Raw genomic sequence first — 15,503 nt, forward strand, 5'->3', positions numbered from 1 at the left:
CCGCGTGCCCGGCCCCGCCCCCTCGGTAGCCGAGCCGGTCCTCGGTCAGCGAGCGAAATCCGAGAAGCCGCCCGAGACGGCGCCGGAGGCCGCCAGCGCCGCCCGGCTCGCGGGCGCCACCAGGGCGGCGAGTTCCTGCGCGTAGGCGTAGCCCGGCGCCTCGCCGGGAAAGCCGCCATCGGTGGCGGGGTGCAGGTAGAGCTCGGTCAGGCCGTTCGGCAACTGGCCCAGCAGGGCCCGGACCCGCGCGGGCGTCATCGCCCCCGACCAGGCGAGGCCGAGCACGCGGTCCGGGACCAGGAGCCCGGCGCGCCGGGCTCGGGCGCGCAGCAGCGCCGACCAGGGCGCGGTGTCGAGGGCGAGACTCAGGGTGGCCCCGGGCTCGGCGCGGCCGAGGAGGTCGCGCGGTTCGCGCGGCACCCGGATCGCCCGCATCCCGAATTCGCGCCCGATCCGTAGCACCATGCCGGCGATGATCGGGTGGATGTGGAAGTGCTTGTGCGCGTTGACGTGGTCGAGGGGCAGCCCGGTCGCCCGAAAAGCCTCGAATTGGGCCCGGATCTCGGCCTCGAGCTGGCGGCGGGCGCGGGGCTTCAGCGCCAAGTCGAGCCCGAGCCGCGCCTGGTCGGCCCGCATGAGCCCGGCGTCGTCGGTGAGATCGGGCAGTTCCGCCGCCGGCAGGGTCGGCCAGGCCTCGACCATCACGAGGTGCAGGCCGACCCGCAGGGACGGCATCGCCTGCGCCCGCACCAGCGCGTCGGCGGCACCGGGCGCCGAGACCATCAGGCTCGCGGCGGTGAGGATGCCGTGGCGATGGGCCTGCTCCACCGCCGCATTGACCTGCGGCGACAGGCCGAAATCGTCCGAGGTGACGACAAGGCACTTGCGGGGCACGGGCGTGGTCATGGTCGGCTTCATGTCTCGCGATGCGAAAGAGCCTCCCCGTCCGGCCGGACGGGGAGGCTCGCACCCGCTTATACGCGGGATCGTCAGTCTTAAGAGCTTACGCCGCCCTCTTGGCGACGCCCTGGCGCTCGCGCAGGAAGTGCCAGAACTCGACGCCCTCGCGCAGGCGGCGCTTCATCATGTCGGGCGAGCGCACCATCTCGCTGACGATCGAGGCGATCTTCGGGGCGCGGAAGTAGAACTTCTTGTAGAACTCCTCCACCGAGTTGAAGATCTCGGTGTGGGACAGGTGGGGGTAGTGCAGCGGCGCGATCTGCACGCCGTTCTCGTCGACCAGCTCGGCGTTGTCCTTGTCGAGCCAGCCGTTCTCCACCGCCTGCTTGTACAGGAAGGTGCCCGGATAGGGCGCGGCGAGCGACACCTGGATGGTGTGCGGGTTGATCCGCTTGGCGAAGGCGATCGTCTCCTGGATCGTCTCCTTGGTCTCGCCCGGCAGGCCGAGGATGAAGGTGCCGTGGATCGCGATGCCGAGGTCGTGGCAATCCTGCGTGAACTTCTCCGCGACCTCGACCCGCATGCCCTTCTTGATGTTGTGCAGGATCTGCTGGTTGCCGGACTCGTAGCCGACCAGCAGCAGACGCAGGCCGTTCTCCTTCAGCACCTTCAGGGTCTCGCGCGGCACGTTGGCCTTCGCGTTGCACGACCAGGTGACGCCGAGCTTGCCGAGCTCGCGGGCGATCTCCTCCGCGCGCGGGAGGTTATCGGTGAAGGTGTCGTCGTCGAAGAAGAACTCCTTGGTCTGCGGGAACTCCTTCAGGCAGTACTTGATCTCCTCGATCACGTGCGCGACCGAGCGGGTGCGGTAGGTGTGGCCGCCGACCGTCTGCGGCCACAGGCAGAAGGTGCAGCGCGACTTGCAGCCCCGGCCCGAATAGAACGAGATGTAGGGGTGCTTCAGGTAGCCGATGAAGTACTTCTCCATCTGCAGGTCGCGCTTGTAGACCGAGGTCACGAACGGCAGCTGGTCCATGTCCGTCATGATCTCGCGGTCCGGGTTGTGGACCACGACACCGTCGGCGTCGCGATAGGAGAGACCCTTGATCTCCGCCATCGGCACGCCGTCGGCGACCTCCTTGACGGTGAAGTCGAACTCGTTGCGGGCGCAGAAATCGACGGCGGGCGCCTGGGCCATGGCGCCGGCGGCGTCCACCGCCACCTTGGCGCCGATCAGGCCGGCGATCAGCTTCGGGTTCGCGGCCTTCAGCGCCTCGATCGTCTTCACGTCCGACTTGAACGACGGCACCGAGGTGTGCAGCACCACGAGGTCGAAGTCGTTGGCCTGGGCCACGATCTCCGGCAGCTTGATGTCGTGCGGCGGCGCGTCGATCAACTTGGAGTTCGGCACCAGGGCGGCCGGCTGGGCGAGCCAGGTCGGGTACCAGAACGACTTGATCTCGCGCTTGGCCTGGTAGCGCGAGCCGGCGCCGCCGTCGAAGCCGTCGAAGGTGGGGGCCTGGAGGAAGAGGGTCCGCATCATCGGGTGGATCGTCTCTTGAGCAGGAAGCCGTGGTCACGGCCGGTGAGGCCGCCGGGCGGCCCGATGAGGTCTTTTAAGTCGAGGGAGCGCCGGATTCGCGGGCGAGGCCGGATTCCGGGATCAGCGTACCGTCCGCAACGACCCGATAATCATGACCTTTCCAAGTCACGGCGCCGGACATGAAGCACCAGGTGAAGCCGGCGAAGGACAGGAGGTCGCGGATCGGCAGCAGCCAGTAGGGGTGCGGCTCGAGGCCGAAGGCCCGCTCGACCCGCATGCACAGCACGATCCGGCAGGCGAGCGCGAGCGCCGCGGTGGCGAGCGCGTAGGCGCCCGAATCGGGCAGGAGCGCCGCGATCAGCGCCAGCGGGAAGGCGTGGGTGACGAGCGTGCCGGCATACCCGACCGGATCGACGTTGCGGATGGTGCGGTTCCACCGGGTCTCGTGGCGCCACAGGCCGGAAAGCGAGGTGTCGACGCAGGTATGCCCGATGGTGAAATTCGGGATCGCCACGATGCCACCCTGGGCACGGAGCGCCGCTCCGAGGGTGTAGTCGTCGGCGAGATCGTCGCGGATCGCCTCGAAGCCTCCGATCTGGCTCAGCATCTCGGTGCGGAACGCGATGGTGGAGCCGAAGCAGGGATCGGCGAGGCCGAGCCCCGTGCCCATCAGGACGTTGGGCAGGAACTGCGTGTCGATGGCGAGGGCCGAGAGATGCGCCCAGACGCCGCCATTCGCCGGCACGCCGTGGTAGAGGCAGGTGACGCCGGACACGCCCGGGCGGGCGAGTTCCGCGACGAGGCGCTCCAGGTAGTCGGGCGCCACCACCATGTCGCTGTCGGCCAGCACCACGACGTCGTGGGCGATCAGCCCCGCCATGTTGATCAGGTTCGAGACCTTGCGGTTCGCTCCGTGCTGGCGGGCGTCGATCACCAGGTCGATGCGCAAGCCGGGATGCTCGGCCTGGAGCCGGTGCACCACGGCGATCGCCGGATCGGCGGCGTTCTGCACCCCGAACACCACCTGGACGGCACCGGCATAGGCCTGGGCGCAGAAGGTGGTGAGGTTGTGGTGCAGGTTCGGCTCGTCGCCGCAGAGCGGCTTGAGCAGGGTCACGGAGGGGCGGGGCGCATCGGGCGCGAGGCGCGGCACCGGCTGCTTGGCGAGGCGCCCGGCGAGCCAGGCGGTCGTCAGGCCGTACACGCATCCGGCGAGCGCCAGGATGAGTAGCGGGGCGGAGATCCAGGTCCATTCCATGGCGTGGCGGCGATCCCTGGGAGGAGTTGGCTGCGCGGGAGGCGCGCGGCGGGCTGTGTTGTGGGTTGAGGCTGCGGGCGGAGGGTGAGCACTTCGTTAACCGCCGGCCGTCACGGGCCGGCGGCGCAGCGGACCACCTGACGGGCTACTTGGCGGCCGGGGCCTTCGGGGCCGGCGCGGCCAGCATCGTCTCGGTGGACTTGCGCAGATGAGCGAGCAGGCCGTCGCCCCCGCCCTCCTGCAGCGGTTCGGAGAAGCCGGTGCGCAGGGTGCCGGCCTCGCTCACCGTGCCCTGGAGGTAGACGTCGGTGATCCGGTTCTCGGCATTCAGCACGTAATCGACCGGCGAGGTGTCGCCGCTGCCGTCGGTCACCGTGACGTGGACGATGTGGCCGTTGCCGCGCGGCTCGCTCTTCGGGTCGATGGCGAATTTGCTGCCCGTCGCGGCGCCGAGACGTGTGGCATAGGTCGCCGGAAGGTAGGCCTCGAAGGCGGCGACGAGCGCCTGCTGCTTGTCGGCCGGGATGTCCTTCCAGCGGGTGCCGACGCCGAGGCGCAGCATCGCCGGCAGGTCGAACGTCTCCTTCATCGGGCCCGACAGGGTCTCGGCCCGGGCGCGCACGTCGCCGGCCTTGAGCGCGGCCTCGAGGGCGTCGGTCATGCGCCGCACGGTCGCGACCGCCGGATCGCCCTCCCCGGCCGCGGGGGCAGCGGCGGGAGTCTGGGCCAGGGCCGGCAGCGCGGCCGTGAGGAGGCCGGCGATCGTCAGGCTGCGCAGGGTCTCGCGTCGGGTCAGCACCGGGTCACTCTCCTTTGCCGTCGGCGGGCGCCGCGGCGTAGCCATAAGCAGGCATCGGCGCCTGACGCAGCGGGGTCTCGCGCGGGCGCACCCACGCCCGCAGGGCCGCGCCGAGGCCGGCCGCCGGACGGCCCTGGTCGGCCTCGTTCTCCATGGCGTGCCAGAGCATCAGGCTCGGCAGCCCGACCGCGAGGTCGGCCAGTCGCTTGATCAGCGACAGGGCCAGAGCCGCCTCGGCCGGGATGCCGAACACGGCGCAGAGCGCGATCAGGCCGCCCTCCTGGGCCCCGAGCGCACCCGGCACCGCGAAGGCCGCGCCGCGCACGGCTTGCGCCAGGCTCTCGATCACGATCGCCTCGAGGAAGCCGACCTCGTAGCCCATGAAGCGGAGCGCGATCCAGACCTCGAAGGTGCCGATGATCCAGCCGAACAGATGCGTGCCGATGGCGGTCAGAATGCGGCCGCGGGCGGCGTAGAGGCCGCGCAGGCGCTCGAACAGCACGTCGACGGCGCCGAAGATGCGCCACTCGCGCCCGCCGGCGAAGCGGTTGATCGCCGCCTGGAGCAGGCTCTGCCCGAAGCGGCGCTGCACCAGGTAGAACGCCACGAGGGCCGGCGCCGCCACCACGAGGCCGAGGCCCACATAGTGCACGATCGGCCCGTCGCCGCCCAGCGCCACCAGGATGCCGAGGCCGGCCAGCGTGAACAGGAACTGCGTCAGCGCCTGGACCATCAGGTCGACGAGGGTGGAGGCGCCCGACAGGGCGCCGGACACGCGCTCGCGCGTCAGCAGCCGGGCGCCGATCAGGTCGCCGCCGACCTGCGCCACGGGCAGCAGCGTGTTGATGCCCTCGCGCACGAAGCGCACGCTGACGCAGGCCCGCAGCAGCGGCCTCTCGCCGCGGGGGAACACCACCCACCAGCCCAGGCCCGCCCAGGCGACGGCGACGAAGCGCGCCACCACGACCAGCACGGCGCCCCAGCCGGACGCCCACAAGGCCGCCGCGACCGCCTCCGGCCCCGAGGAGACGAACAGGCCGATCACGGTGCAGAGGCCGGCGATCAGGCCCAGTGTCGTCAGTCGCTTCATGACCCTCTTTCTGTCGCAGCGGCAGCGGCCCTCAGGAGGCGCGCCATTCCGGCAACGGAGTCGAAACAAAGCAGCGCCGTTGCATCCCGGCACGTTGCAGCTTTGATGGGCCCTGTCTATCACCGGCCGGACACAGTGCCGGCGAAACCGGCATCCACCACCGGTGCTGCGGGCCGGCCGAAAGCGCCGCCGCCCAAGCAATGCCGCAAGCCTAGATTACGGCGCATCGTCCTCCCCGCCCCGATTCGGCCGGCGGGTGTCGGAATCGCGAAAGAAGGCCGCTCGTGACGGCCGCCAAGGGATGAACAGCATGGATCGGGAGACGACCTTCGAGGCCGAGCGCGGCGGCGCGCTCGACGAGGCCGCCGCGCACGACCTGACGGCCTTCGGGGGCGACGCGCCCGGCCGGGCGCCGGCGCCGCAATCGCCGGTGATGGCCTGGAACGAGTGGGACCCGCTGGAGGAGGTGATCGTCGGCTCGCTCGACGGCGCCACGATCCCGACCCACCACCTGACGGTGATCTTCAACCTGCCGCGGGCCGCCCAGCCGTTCTACCGGCTCGCCTCGGGCTGGAAGTACCCCGGCTTCATGAAGAAGCTCGCCCAGCAGGAGCTGGACGGCTTCATCAAGATCCTGGCCGGCGAGGGTGTGAAGATCCGCCGTCCCGACTCGGTCGACTTCTCGAAGAAGTTCAAGGCGCCGCGCTGGTCGTCGCGCGGCTTCTGCGTCGCCTGCCCGCGCGACCCGTACCTGGTGATCGGCGACGAGATCATCGAGAGCCCGATGTGCTGGCGCTCGCGCTACTTCGAGGGCGACGCCTACCGCTCGCTGTTCAAGGAGTATTTCCGGGCCGGCGCGCGCTGGACCTCGGCGCCGCGGCCGCAGCTCACCGACGAGCTCTACAACTACGATTACCGGGTGCCGAACCTGAAGGCCGGCGAGCCGATGCAGTTCACGGTGAACGAGTTCGAGCCGGTCTTCGACGCGGCCGACTTCGTGCGCTGCGGCCGCGACCTGTTCGTCACCCGCTCCAACGTGACGAACCTGATGGGCATCGAGTGGCTGCGCCGCCACCTCGGGCCGGGCTTCCGCATCCACGAGATCGAGAGCCGCTGCCCGCAGCCGATGCACATCGACTCGTCGTTCATGCCGCTCGCCCCCGGCAAGGTGCTGGTCAACCCCGACTACATCGACGTCGAGAAGCTGCCGGCGGTGCTCAAGAAGTGGGACGTGCTGATCGCGCCCCGCCCCGACCCCGTCGAGGGCTTCATGAGCAAGATCTCGATGTGCTCGCCCTGGACCTCGATCAACGTTCTCGCCATCGACGAGAAGAAGATCGTGGTCGATGCGAGCCAGCCGACGCTGATCAAGGCGCTCAAGGATTGGGGCTTCGACCCGATCCCGACGCCGTTCCTGTCCTACGGTCCGTTCGGCGGCTCGTTCCACTGCGCCACGCTCGACGTGCGCCGGCGCGGCCCGCTGAAGTCGTATTTCTAGGCGGCGTTCGGCGTCCTCGCAGGGCGTTCCCTTTCCCCGCCCGTGGCAGGGCTGTCTGGGGAAAAGAAATGGCGCCCCTCCCCTCTCCCGTTTGGGAGAGGGGATCCCACGCTTGATTTTAAAACGAATTTTCCCCGGACAGCCCTGCGCTCGCAGGGAGGGGATTCCCGCGCCGATCTCGTTCCAGCACCTTTGCATCGTCGGCGAAGCTCGGAATGGCCGGCGCCGCCGCGGCCCCTATTCGCATTTTCCTCACCACCCCTCGGCCATGAAGGGGTCCGGCGCGTGACGCGGCACGGCGCCGTCCACCACCCGAAGGCCGTCGCCCGATGAGGATCCTGGTACTCGGCGGCTACGGCCTGATCGGCTCCGCCGTGCTCGCACGCCTAGTCGAGGCCGGCCACGCCGTGGTCGCCCTCGGGCGCGACACCCGAACCGCGCGGCGCCGCTTTCCCGAGGCGACCTGGATCGAGCGCGACATCGCGACCTTATGCGAGGCGGCCGCGTGGCATCCGCTGATCGCCGGCTGCGACGCGGTGGTGAACTGCGCCGGCGTGCTGCAGGACGGACCCCGCGACGACGTGCGGGCCGTCCAGGACACCGCCATGCGGGCCCTGTTCCGCGCCTGCGCCGAAGCTGGCCTCCGGCGGGTCGTGCAGGTCTCGGCCGTCGGCGCTACGCCCGACGCGCGGACCGCCTTCATGCGCACCAAGGCCGCGGCCGATGCCGCCCTGGGCCGGCTCGACCTCGACTGGATCATCCTGCGCCCCGGCCTCGTGCTCGCCCCCACCGCTTATGGCGGGACCGCCCTGTTGCGGGCGCTCGCCTCCACGCCGCTGATCCTGCCGGTGGTCGGCGGCGCGGGGCCGATCCAGACCGTGCACGTGGGCGACGTCGCCGAGGCCGTGCGCCTCGGCCTGGAGGGACGGGTTCCGGTCAGGGCCGCCTACGACCTCGTCGAGGATGAGGCCCACGGCTTGAGCGACGTGGCGGCGGCGTTCCGGGCCTGGCTCGGCCACGAGCCGGCCCCGATCGTCGCGGTGCCGCGCCTCCTCGTGCGGCCGGTGGTCGCGATCTGCGACGGGCTCGGCCGGCTCGGCTGGTGCTCGCCGCTGCGCAGCACAGCCCTTGTCCAGGTCACCGACGGTGTCACCGGCGATCCAAGCCCCTGGCGCCGGGTGGGCGGGCCGGACCCGACGGGCTTGCGCGCCAGCCTGCGCCGCCTGCCCTCCACGGTGCAGGAACGCTGGTTCGGCCGGCTCTGGCTCCTGAAGCCGGCGATCGTCGGCGGCCTCGCCCTGTTCTGGCTCGTCTCGGGCCTCGTCGGGCTCCTGCGGTTCGACGCGGCGGCGGCGGTGCTGACGGAGCGCGGCGTCGGCGTGGCCACCGCCCAGGCGGCGGTCGCGGGCGGCATCGTCCTCGATCTCGTCCTCGGGGCCGCCATAATGGTGCGGCGCCTCATGCCGCTCGCCGCGCTGGCGATGATCGGCGGCACCCTGGCCTACCTGGCGGCCGGGACGGTGCTCGCCCCCGACCTCTGGGCCGATCCGCTCGGGACTTACGTTAAGACATTGCCCGCCGCGCTCCTGGCGCTGGTTGCGTTGGCGCTCGCCGCGGAGCGCTGAGCGATGCCGTGGGACGACCTCGTGCCCTGGACCGACCTCCTGCGCTGGCTGCACGTGATCGGCGCGACGGTGCTGTTCGGCACCGGCCGGCATCGCCTTCTTCATGCTGGTGGCGCACCGCACCCGCGACGCTCGTCTCGTCGCGCATGTCTCCGGCACCGTGGTGATCGCCGACGCCGTGTTCACGGCGACCGCGGCGGTCGCGCAGCCGCTGACCGGCCTCGCCCTCGCTTATCGCGTCGGCTGGCCGCTCGGCGAGGGCTGGCTCCTCGCCTCGATCGCGCTCTACGGCGTCGTCGGCCTGTTCTGGCTGCCGGTGGTGGCGATCCAACTGCGGATGCGCGACCTGGCGCGGGCCGCCGCGGCGGAGGAAGGGCTGCTGCCGCCGGCCTATGACCGGCTGTTCCGGATCTGGTTCGCCTGCGGCTGGCCAGCCTTCGCGGCGATGCTGGCGATCCTCTGGCTGATGACCGCCAAGCCGTCCCTATCTTAGAGCCATCCCGGTCACCGCCCGGCCGTCGGCCCCTTGTCGGTCCAGTCCGGCGGCAGGCCGAACGAATCGCCGACGATGCCGTCGATTCCGGGCGCCCGGCCGAAGGCCTGGCAGTCGGGATCACGCGGCATCTCGCCGAGCATCGTCACGCGGATGCGCTCGTAGGTCGGGATGGTGAGCTCGGACTCGAACGGGTCCACGCCGGTGGTGAGGTACGAGCCGAAATCCTGGCCGAAATCGCCGGCGAGGTCGTAGATGTCGGCGACCGGGGAGAAGCGGGCCTGGTTGGTGAAGGAGTTTGCGCCCCCGGCCCAGACCATCGCGGCGCGCTGCTGGCGGCGGGCGTCGAGGGCCTCGGCCTCGACCGTGAGGTCGCCGAGCCCGATCGGCAGGCGCGGCACCGGCACCTTGCCGATCGTGTCGGCGAAGCCGACGCCGACCTGAGCGGCGATCGTGATCGCCGCCGAGGCGCCGACCGCGACGCCGGAGGCCGGCACGTTGGTGAGGCTGGCGCGGGTGATGTTGGCCCGCACGGTCAGGTCGGCCGGGCCGGAGGAGACCACGTCGTAGCGCAGCGACAGCTCGTAGCAGAGCGCCCGGTCGGCGGCGTTGGCGACGACCCGGCGCTCCTGCTCGGTCACGCCCGGGCCGGAGACGGCGGCACTGAAGACGGTGGGGATGATGCGGACGGTCCGCACCTGGGCCATCGCCGCCTTGTCGATGAAGATCCGCGACTTGGTGGCGGTCGCCTCGCTCGCCGTCAGGTGGTCGTAGCGGGTCAGCAGGCCGGTCTGGGTCAGCACCGGCGTCGCGCAGCCCGCGAGCAGCGCCAGGGTCGTCACGGCCGCGACGCGGCGGGCGGCCCGCGCGTTCAAGGCAGCCTTGATGGTCGTCCGCATTCGGTCGCTTTCCCGGATCGCGCGAAGCCGCACCCACGGGATCCCGACGAGGATTCCCGAAAGGCCGGCTCCCGGCGGCGCAAGGGCGGGCCCGTCCGGACTCGCCGCGCCGTTATGCCTTTGAGCCTAACCTTCGCCGCGGGATCGGGGAAGCCGAGCTTGGCCGGAACACGCGCTTCGGCCCCGGCTGTAACGCTTCGGCCACATTGTTTCCGAAGGGCAGGACCCTACCGGGACCGGTCAGGCGAGCGCCGCCATGCTGCAGCTCTGGCCGCCATCGACCGGCAGGCACACGCCGGTGATGAAGCGTGCCTCGTCGGAGGCGAGGAACACCGCCGCATGGGCGATGTCCCAGGCCTCGCCGAGGCGGCCGAGGGGCACCCGGCGGTCGCGGCCGGATTCCGGGGTGCCGGCGCCCCGGCACTCGTCGGCCAGCGTCGTGTCGAGGAGGCCCGGCAGGATCGCGTTCGCCCGGATGCCGTCGCGGGCATACTGCATCGCCACCGACACCGTCGCCTGGTTCACCGCCGCCTTGGCGGCCGCGTAGGCGAAGGTCGGGGTGCCGGTCCAGCGCCGCGAGGCGACCGACGAGATGTTGACCACCGCGCCCGAGCGCCGGGCCCGCATCCCCGGCAGCACCGCCTTGCAGGTGCGCCAGACGCCGCCGACATTGACCTCGATCGCCCGCCGCCAGGTCTCCTCGTCGAGATCCTCCGGGCCGCCGGCCTCCGGCAGGCCGACATTGTTGTGCAGGATGTCGATGCGGCCGAAGCGGCTCTCGCCGAGCGCCACCGCACCCGCCACCGCGTCGTAATCGGTGACGTCGGCGCAGAGCGCCACGGCCTCGTTGCCCTCCTCGACGATGATCTGCGCCGTCTCCTCAGCGGCGGCGAGCCCGAGATCGACGCAGATCACCCGGGCGCCCTCCCGGGCGAAGGCGACCGCGACCGCCTTGCCGTTGCCCCAGCCGGTGCCGGCGGAGCCCGCCCCGAACACGATCGCGGTCTTCTTCAGCAGGCGTGTCGACATGGCCCGAGCCTCCGTCCTCGACGGAGACTCGCAAAAGGATCGCGCCGCGCAACGGGCGGCGAAGCAGGGCGGCCAGACGCCGCCCGCATGGATGGCGCCCGGGGATCAGGCGCCGGCGGGACCGGCTCTCCTGGAGAAGCGCCAGGCCGCGACCGCGACCGCCAGGGCGAAGCAGAGCTGGGCCAGGCTGCCCTCCCCCAGGTGGACGTGACCGAGCTCGTGCCGCACGGCGAAGCGGACGACGAGGCCGGCGGCCCAGTAGCCGAGGCAGAAGGTCAGGGCGGCGAGGAGGAGCGCGACGAAGTCGTTCATGAGCGAGAGACCCGCGGACGAATAAGCCGCCGCGTCATCCCGCCGGCCGGCGGAACGCGGCGCGACCATGAGGCCCGGGCAAGCTTGCCCGAAGCCGGTCAATCTCGAGGGAGCAAAAGGCGCGCCAGAGCTTTCCTCACAGGATTTTTGCATCGCTCAAACGTGTGAAGCCTACGGCTTCACCGCGCGGGCTCGTGATACCATGGCCGGAAGATCCCTTCCGGCCATGGTATCACTCCGGCCGCGTCGCCTGCATCGAGGGCCGCTCGCCGAAGCCCGCGTACCACGCCGCCGCCGCCGGGGCGCGCTCGCGCCAGCCGAGATCGGGCAGGCGCAGGTCGAGATAGCCCAGCGCGCAGCCATACGTGATGCTGGCGATGTCGACCCGCTCGCCGAGGCCGGGCGCCGCCGCCTCGATCCGCGCCAGCGCGTCGACGATCTTCTCGCGCTGGCCGCCGACCCAGGCCGGCGAGCGCTCGCTCTCCTGGCGCACCCGGGTCTCGTAGACGCAGAGCAGGGCCGCATCGAGCAGGCCGTCGCCGGTCGATTGCGCGGTGAGCGCCGCCCAGCGCGCCGGACCCGGGGCCGGGAAGACGCCGCCCTGCCCGAGATGGTCGAGGTACTCGCAGATCACCCGGCTGTCGGCGAGCGCCGTGCCGTCGTCGAGGATCAGGGTCGGCACCTGCGCCAGCGGGTTCTGCGCCCGGATGGTGGCGTCGCGGTTGATCGGATGGGCGGCCGCCGGCAGCAGCTCCAGGCGCTCGAATAATCCGAGCTCGTGGGCGACGACCAGCACCTTGCGGACGAAAGGCGAGGTCTTGGCGTAGAAGAGCTTCACGGGACTTCCTCCTGTTTCTTGATCTTACACAATCCTACCCACGACCTTATCCTGAGGTGACCGGCGATCGAAGATCGCTGCGCGTAGCAGCCTCGGAGGAGGCCTCCAGAGATAACTGAGACTTCTGGAGGCCTCCTTCGAGGCTCACTGCGTTCGCACCTCAGGATGAGGTTCTGGGTGGGGTGAAACCATTCGTCGGCGATTCTTGGCCGACAATCCTTTTCGCCTTGCTCACTGCCCCCGCCCGGCCGCCGGCTTCGCGGCGGGCTTCTGCGCGGCCGGCGCCGGCGGTGCGGCACCGGCCGCCGCGGGCTTCGCCGGAGCCGGCGGGCGCGGGGTTTCGAGGCTGAGGCGGCGCACCGGCCAGCCGTCGCTCCAGCGCTCCATGTCGATGAAGCGCGGGTTGCTCTTCAGGCTCGCGGCATTCTGGCCCGAGAACGCGGCGGCCGCCGCCATGTCGAAGGTCTTCCAGAAGGCGAGGTAGTCGAGGCTGTCGGTGCCGGCGGCGTTGATCTGGCCGACCAGGACGGTCTGCTCGCCGGTGAGGGTCATGTCGGCCGACCACTTGAACGGGGCTGGCTTCTGCTTCGGGTCGGGGGTCGGCAGCTTCAGCTGGCCGACATCGTAGGCCGGGTTGCCGCCGGCCGGCGCGGCCAGGGTCGCCGAAAGCGCCGGGAAGCCGTGGTCGTCGGAGAGGGCGCGGACCATCAGCTTGTGGTCGACAGGCACGGCGCTCGCCTCCCGCATCACCCGCCGCGCGGCGATGTCGGCGGCGCGGGCGTCCCGGTCGCCGATCACCGTGACGATCAGCGTCGCGGGGTCGATGGCGTTGAGGTCGTGGAGCGCGATGCCCCGGGCCTTGTCGTCCCGGGCGATGCCGCCCGGCATCGCGCCGAAGATCAGCCGCGGCACCGGCAGGCCGGTTTCCTTGGCGTGGGCCGCGAGGTTCGCCGCCAGCGGCACGCCGGCGAGGTGACCGATCAGCGCCACCCGGCTCGTGTCGGGCTTGGCCTCCTGGTCGCCGGCGAGTTCGGCGAGCGCATCCTTGACCAGGGTCGCGGCGAGGCCGCTCGCATCCACCGGCCGCGTGCGGCCCACCTCCTGGAAGCGCGGGAACAGGACGAGATAGCCCGAGCGCGCCAGATGCTCGATCCAGGCGCCGTAGGCCTGTGGGTTCACCGCGCCCCAGGCGTGCAGCATCACCGCCACCGGCCGTCCCTGCGCCGGGGCCGCGCCATTGCCGTAATAGGCGAGCGTCACCGCGCCGGCCCGGCCGAGGGCCCGCTTCACCACGCTCGCGGCGGCGTAGGCTTGGCCTCCCGGCCCCTCCTTCGGCTGGGCGGGCGGCGTGGCCGCCTCCGCGCCGGGCGCAGCCCCGAACACCGCGAGGGCGAGGGCGAGCGGAAGAGCGAGGCGGATGCGGGAGAGCGATGGCATGAGGCTGGGGGGCTGACGGCTCGGGACGCGCACCCCACACTGTTTCGCGCCCGCACTCAAGGCGTGATCGCGCCGGAGCCTCACCGTTCTGTGGCTTGTCGCTTCCGCGGTACAGTCACGCTCCAATCCGCGGGAGAGCAGGACGGAGTTCGGAGCGGATCTAGTCCCGCCCCTCCGGCTCGTCGCCGAGCACGGCGTGCAGCCGGCCGATCAGGGCGTCGAGTTCCCGCGGCACCGGCTCGTCGGTCACGTCGGTGTACATCGCCCGCAAGTCGTGCCCGAGCTTGGCGAGCAGCAACGCGTCGGCCAGGGACGACGCGGTCGGGTGCGTCTGGCCGAAGCTCGCGGCGTGATTGCTCTGAATCATCTTCATGGCGCGATTACGGGAACGGGGGTCCCGGCTCCGTCAGGAAAAAGGGATGGGATCTGCGACGCTGACCGGCGCCGGGCGGCTCGACGACTTGAGGTTGATTTCCGGCGCCGGGTCCCCGGCTCGCCCTGGTCAACGCACTTCCCGGGGGGCAGTTGCGCCCGATTTTCGGGCACGCACACGGAACGGGTGCAGCCCCGAGCGTTTCCGCCCGGGGCCGAACCCGTTCTCGTCGTGATTCGCGTGGGTTAATTCCCGTTAACCATGGCCGTAATCGAGGATCCGATCCGGCCTTACATCGGCGGCGTCAGGCCGTCCTTGCCGACCGAGATGCTGCGCGCCTCGAACCGGTCGCCGTCGCGCACAGCCGAGGCGAAGACCTTGGCGCCCGGTACCAGCACTGCCCGGTCGGCCGGCTCCAGCATCACCACCGGGGTGCCCGGCGGCACCGCGACGGCGAGGCTCTGGCCCTTGTACGAGACCGTGATGGTGCGGCCGCCGCCGACGCTGACGCCGCCCGCGACGGTCCCGTTGGTCATGCTGGTCTCGACTTCGGGGGGAGTGACTTGGGGCGCCTTGACGGTGCCGTTGGTCATGCTGGTCTCAACTTGTCCGCTGCCGGCGCCGTCCGGCAGCCGGTCCCAAGGGTAGTGGCCCTCGCCGGCGCCGCGCAGGGCCTCGGGGAAGATCAGCACTTCGAGGGCGACCGGCGGATCGCCGGGCTTGTCGCCGGCCTTGGCGGCGGTGCCGATGAAGCTGCCGTCCTTGACCTGGTCGAGGCTCGCCGGCGCCAGCTGCGACACCCGGGTGCCGGTGCCGAGGCGGATCGTCTCCGTCGCGCCGGCGCGGGTGCGGATGGTGACAGCGTCCGCCTCGACGCGCTCGATCGTGCCGCGCAGGCGCTCGACCTGCGGCGCGGCCAGGGCGGCGGCGCTTGCCGCGAGGGTCAGGCCGGCGGCCGCGATCGTCCTGAGGATGGTCATGAAAGCTCCGGGGAGTCGGGGCTCCGGATGCGAGGAGCCCCGGCTGTTATGGTCCGCACCCCCGGTGCCGGCCATCGTCTCGCGCACAAGTGATCGCGCGAGGCCGCCTCACGCGTCCTCTTCTTCCTCCGGCTCCAGGGTCGCCTTCACGGTGTCGAGCACCCGGCGGGCGAGGTCGGAATCCGGATCCTCGCGGGTCAGCGCATCCTCCAGCATGGCGAGGAAGCCGCCGAGCTGGTGGCGGTAATGGTCGGAATCGACCCCGCGTAGGATGCCGGCGACGAAGCGCACCGCCATCTGCAGCGCCACCTGCTTGGCGGCGACGTCAGATTGCGCCTCGGAGAGCCGGGCGATCATCTCGCCGTGGCGGGCCGAGAGCGTGGTCAGGCCGTTGATCTTGTCGTCCGGGCTCATCGCGGCTCTCCCGAG

Annotated in this window: 15 protein-coding genes and 1 pseudogene; 3 read left to right on the forward strand and 13 right to left on the reverse strand. The window is 71.2% G+C overall.

Features of this window, described 5'->3' with window-relative positions; all coding sequences use genetic code 11:
* Positions 1-45: 45 nt before the first annotated feature.
* From hpnK to ABZT49_RS08570, 5 genes are all read right to left on the reverse strand, one after another.
* Positions 46-906, reverse strand: coding sequence for a hopanoid biosynthesis-associated protein HpnK (gene hpnK / locus ABZT49_RS08550; RefSeq protein ID WP_355285347.1), 861 nt, complete (start codon positions 904-906; stop codon positions 46-48).
* A gap of 97 nt (positions 907-1,003) precedes the next feature.
* Entirely contained in the window at positions 1,004-2,440 is a 1,437-nt protein-coding gene (hpnJ, locus tag ABZT49_RS08555; protein ID WP_355285460.1) for a hopanoid biosynthesis associated radical SAM protein HpnJ, read from the reverse strand.
* Between the two features lie 76 nt (positions 2,441-2,516).
* Positions 2,517-3,701, reverse strand: coding sequence for a bacteriohopanetetrol glucosamine biosynthesis glycosyltransferase HpnI (gene hpnI, locus ABZT49_RS08560; protein ID WP_355285349.1), 1,185 nt, complete (start codon positions 3,699-3,701; stop codon positions 2,517-2,519).
* A 145-nt stretch (positions 3,702-3,846) separates the two neighbouring features.
* On the reverse strand, positions 3,847-4,500 hold the full coding sequence (locus ABZT49_RS08565) for an ABC transporter substrate-binding protein (RefSeq protein WP_355285351.1): 654 nt from the start codon (positions 4,498-4,500) through the stop codon (positions 3,847-3,849).
* A gap of 4 nt (positions 4,501-4,504) precedes the next feature.
* On the reverse strand, positions 4,505-5,590 hold the full coding sequence (locus ABZT49_RS08570; RefSeq protein ID WP_355285352.1) for a lysylphosphatidylglycerol synthase domain-containing protein: 1,086 nt from the start codon (positions 5,588-5,590) through the stop codon (positions 4,505-4,507).
* Positions 5,591-6,023: 433 nt separating this feature from the next.
* On the opposite strand from ABZT49_RS08570, the gene ABZT49_RS08575 reads away from it, so the two are divergent.
* The 3 genes and pseudogenes from ABZT49_RS08575 (at position 6,024) to ABZT49_RS08585 (ending at position 9,206) form a co-directional block, all read left to right on the forward strand.
* Positions 6,024-7,088: an amidinotransferase gene (locus ABZT49_RS08575; RefSeq protein WP_407943466.1), complete on the forward strand. Its 1,065-nt coding sequence runs from the start codon at positions 6,024-6,026 to the stop codon at positions 7,086-7,088.
* Positions 7,089-7,417: 329 nt separating this feature from the next.
* Complete coding sequence (locus ABZT49_RS08580; protein WP_355285356.1) at positions 7,418-8,713, forward strand: SDR family oxidoreductase; 1,296 nt, start codon at positions 7,418-7,420, stop codon at positions 8,711-8,713.
* 3 nt (positions 8,714-8,716) lie between these two features.
* Positions 8,717-9,206: pseudogene (locus ABZT49_RS08585) on the forward strand (DUF2269 family protein).
* Positions 9,207-9,217: 11 nt separating this feature from the next.
* On the opposite strand, the gene ABZT49_RS08590 reads toward ABZT49_RS08585, so the two are convergent.
* The 8 genes from ABZT49_RS08590 to ABZT49_RS08625 all read right to left on the reverse strand — a co-directional run bounded on the left by ABZT49_RS08590 (position 9,218) and on the right by ABZT49_RS08625 (position 15,488).
* Complete coding sequence (locus ABZT49_RS08590; protein ID WP_355285357.1) at positions 9,218-10,105, reverse strand: DUF3313 domain-containing protein; 888 nt, start codon at positions 10,103-10,105, stop codon at positions 9,218-9,220.
* 240 nt (positions 10,106-10,345) lie between these two features.
* The gene (locus ABZT49_RS08595) at positions 10,346-11,134 is read right to left on the reverse strand and encodes an SDR family oxidoreductase (protein ID WP_355285359.1); all 789 of its coding nucleotides are present in this window, start codon (positions 11,132-11,134) and stop codon (positions 10,346-10,348) included.
* 105 nt (positions 11,135-11,239) lie between these two features.
* The gene (locus ABZT49_RS08600) at positions 11,240-11,446 is read right to left on the reverse strand and encodes a hypothetical protein (RefSeq protein ID WP_355285361.1); all 207 of its coding nucleotides are present in this window, start codon (positions 11,444-11,446) and stop codon (positions 11,240-11,242) included.
* Between the two features lie 232 nt (positions 11,447-11,678).
* Positions 11,679-12,284 (reverse strand): glutathione S-transferase, encoded by a 606-nt coding sequence (locus tag ABZT49_RS08605; protein WP_355285362.1) that lies wholly within the window; start codon positions 12,282-12,284, stop codon positions 11,679-11,681.
* Positions 12,285-12,515: 231 nt separating this feature from the next.
* Complete coding sequence (locus ABZT49_RS08610; RefSeq protein ID WP_355285364.1) at positions 12,516-13,721, reverse strand: alpha/beta hydrolase; 1,206 nt, start codon at positions 13,719-13,721, stop codon at positions 12,516-12,518.
* A 160-nt stretch (positions 13,722-13,881) separates the two neighbouring features.
* On the reverse strand, positions 13,882-14,094 hold the full coding sequence (locus ABZT49_RS08615) for a NepR family anti-sigma factor (protein ID WP_355285366.1): 213 nt from the start codon (positions 14,092-14,094) through the stop codon (positions 13,882-13,884).
* A gap of 290 nt (positions 14,095-14,384) precedes the next feature.
* Entirely contained in the window at positions 14,385-15,074 is a 690-nt protein-coding gene (locus ABZT49_RS08620) for a metal ABC transporter permease (protein WP_355285368.1), read from the reverse strand.
* Positions 15,075-15,182: 108 nt separating this feature from the next.
* A complete protein-coding gene (locus ABZT49_RS08625) occupies positions 15,183-15,488 on the reverse strand; it encodes a hypothetical protein (RefSeq protein WP_093568820.1) in 306 nt (101 codons plus the stop codon).
* Positions 15,489-15,503 lie beyond the last annotated feature (15 nt).

This window comes from Methylobacterium sp. EM32 (genome assembly GCF_040593685.1).
Taxonomy (GTDB): Bacteria; Pseudomonadota; Alphaproteobacteria; order Rhizobiales; family Beijerinckiaceae; genus Methylobacterium.

Excerpts from the sequence above, each read along its gene's own strand:
- ABZT49_RS08615 (WP_355285366.1), bottom strand. The coding sequence starts at position 14,094 with ATGAAGATGATTCAGAGCAATCACGCCGCGAGCTTCGGCCAGACGCAC.
- ABZT49_RS08620 (WP_355285368.1), bottom strand. The coding sequence starts at position 15,074 with ATGACCATCCTCAGGACGATCGCGGCCGCCGGCCTGACCCTCGCGGCA.
- hpnK (WP_355285347.1), bottom strand. The coding sequence starts at position 906 with ATGACCACGCCCGTGCCCCGCAAGTGCCTTGTCGTCACCTCGGACGAT.
- ABZT49_RS08595 (WP_355285359.1), bottom strand. The coding sequence starts at position 11,134 with ATGTCGACACGCCTGCTGAAGAAGACCGCGATCGTGTTCGGGGCGGGC.
- ABZT49_RS08580 (WP_355285356.1), top strand. The coding sequence starts at position 7,418 with ATGAGGATCCTGGTACTCGGCGGCTACGGCCTGATCGGCTCCGCCGTG.
- ABZT49_RS08610 (WP_355285364.1), bottom strand. The coding sequence starts at position 13,721 with ATGCCATCGCTCTCCCGCATCCGCCTCGCTCTTCCGCTCGCCCTCGCC.
- ABZT49_RS08570 (WP_355285352.1), bottom strand. The coding sequence starts at position 5,590 with ATGAAGCGACTGACGACACTGGGCCTGATCGCCGGCCTCTGCACCGTG.
- ABZT49_RS08600 (WP_355285361.1), bottom strand. The coding sequence starts at position 11,446 with ATGAACGACTTCGTCGCGCTCCTCCTCGCCGCCCTGACCTTCTGCCTC.
- hpnJ (WP_355285460.1), bottom strand. The coding sequence starts at position 2,440 with ATGCGGACCCTCTTCCTCCAGGCCCCCACCTTCGACGGCTTCGACGGC.
- ABZT49_RS08575 (WP_407943466.1), top strand. The coding sequence starts at position 6,024 with ATGGCCTGGAACGAGTGGGACCCGCTGGAGGAGGTGATCGTCGGCTCG.
- ABZT49_RS08625 (WP_093568820.1), bottom strand. The coding sequence starts at position 15,488 with ATGAGCCCGGACGACAAGATCAACGGCCTGACCACGCTCTCGGCCCGC.
- ABZT49_RS08590 (WP_355285357.1), bottom strand. The coding sequence starts at position 10,105 with ATGCGGACGACCATCAAGGCTGCCTTGAACGCGCGGGCCGCCCGCCGC.
- hpnI (WP_355285349.1), bottom strand. The coding sequence starts at position 3,701 with ATGGAATGGACCTGGATCTCCGCCCCGCTACTCATCCTGGCGCTCGCC.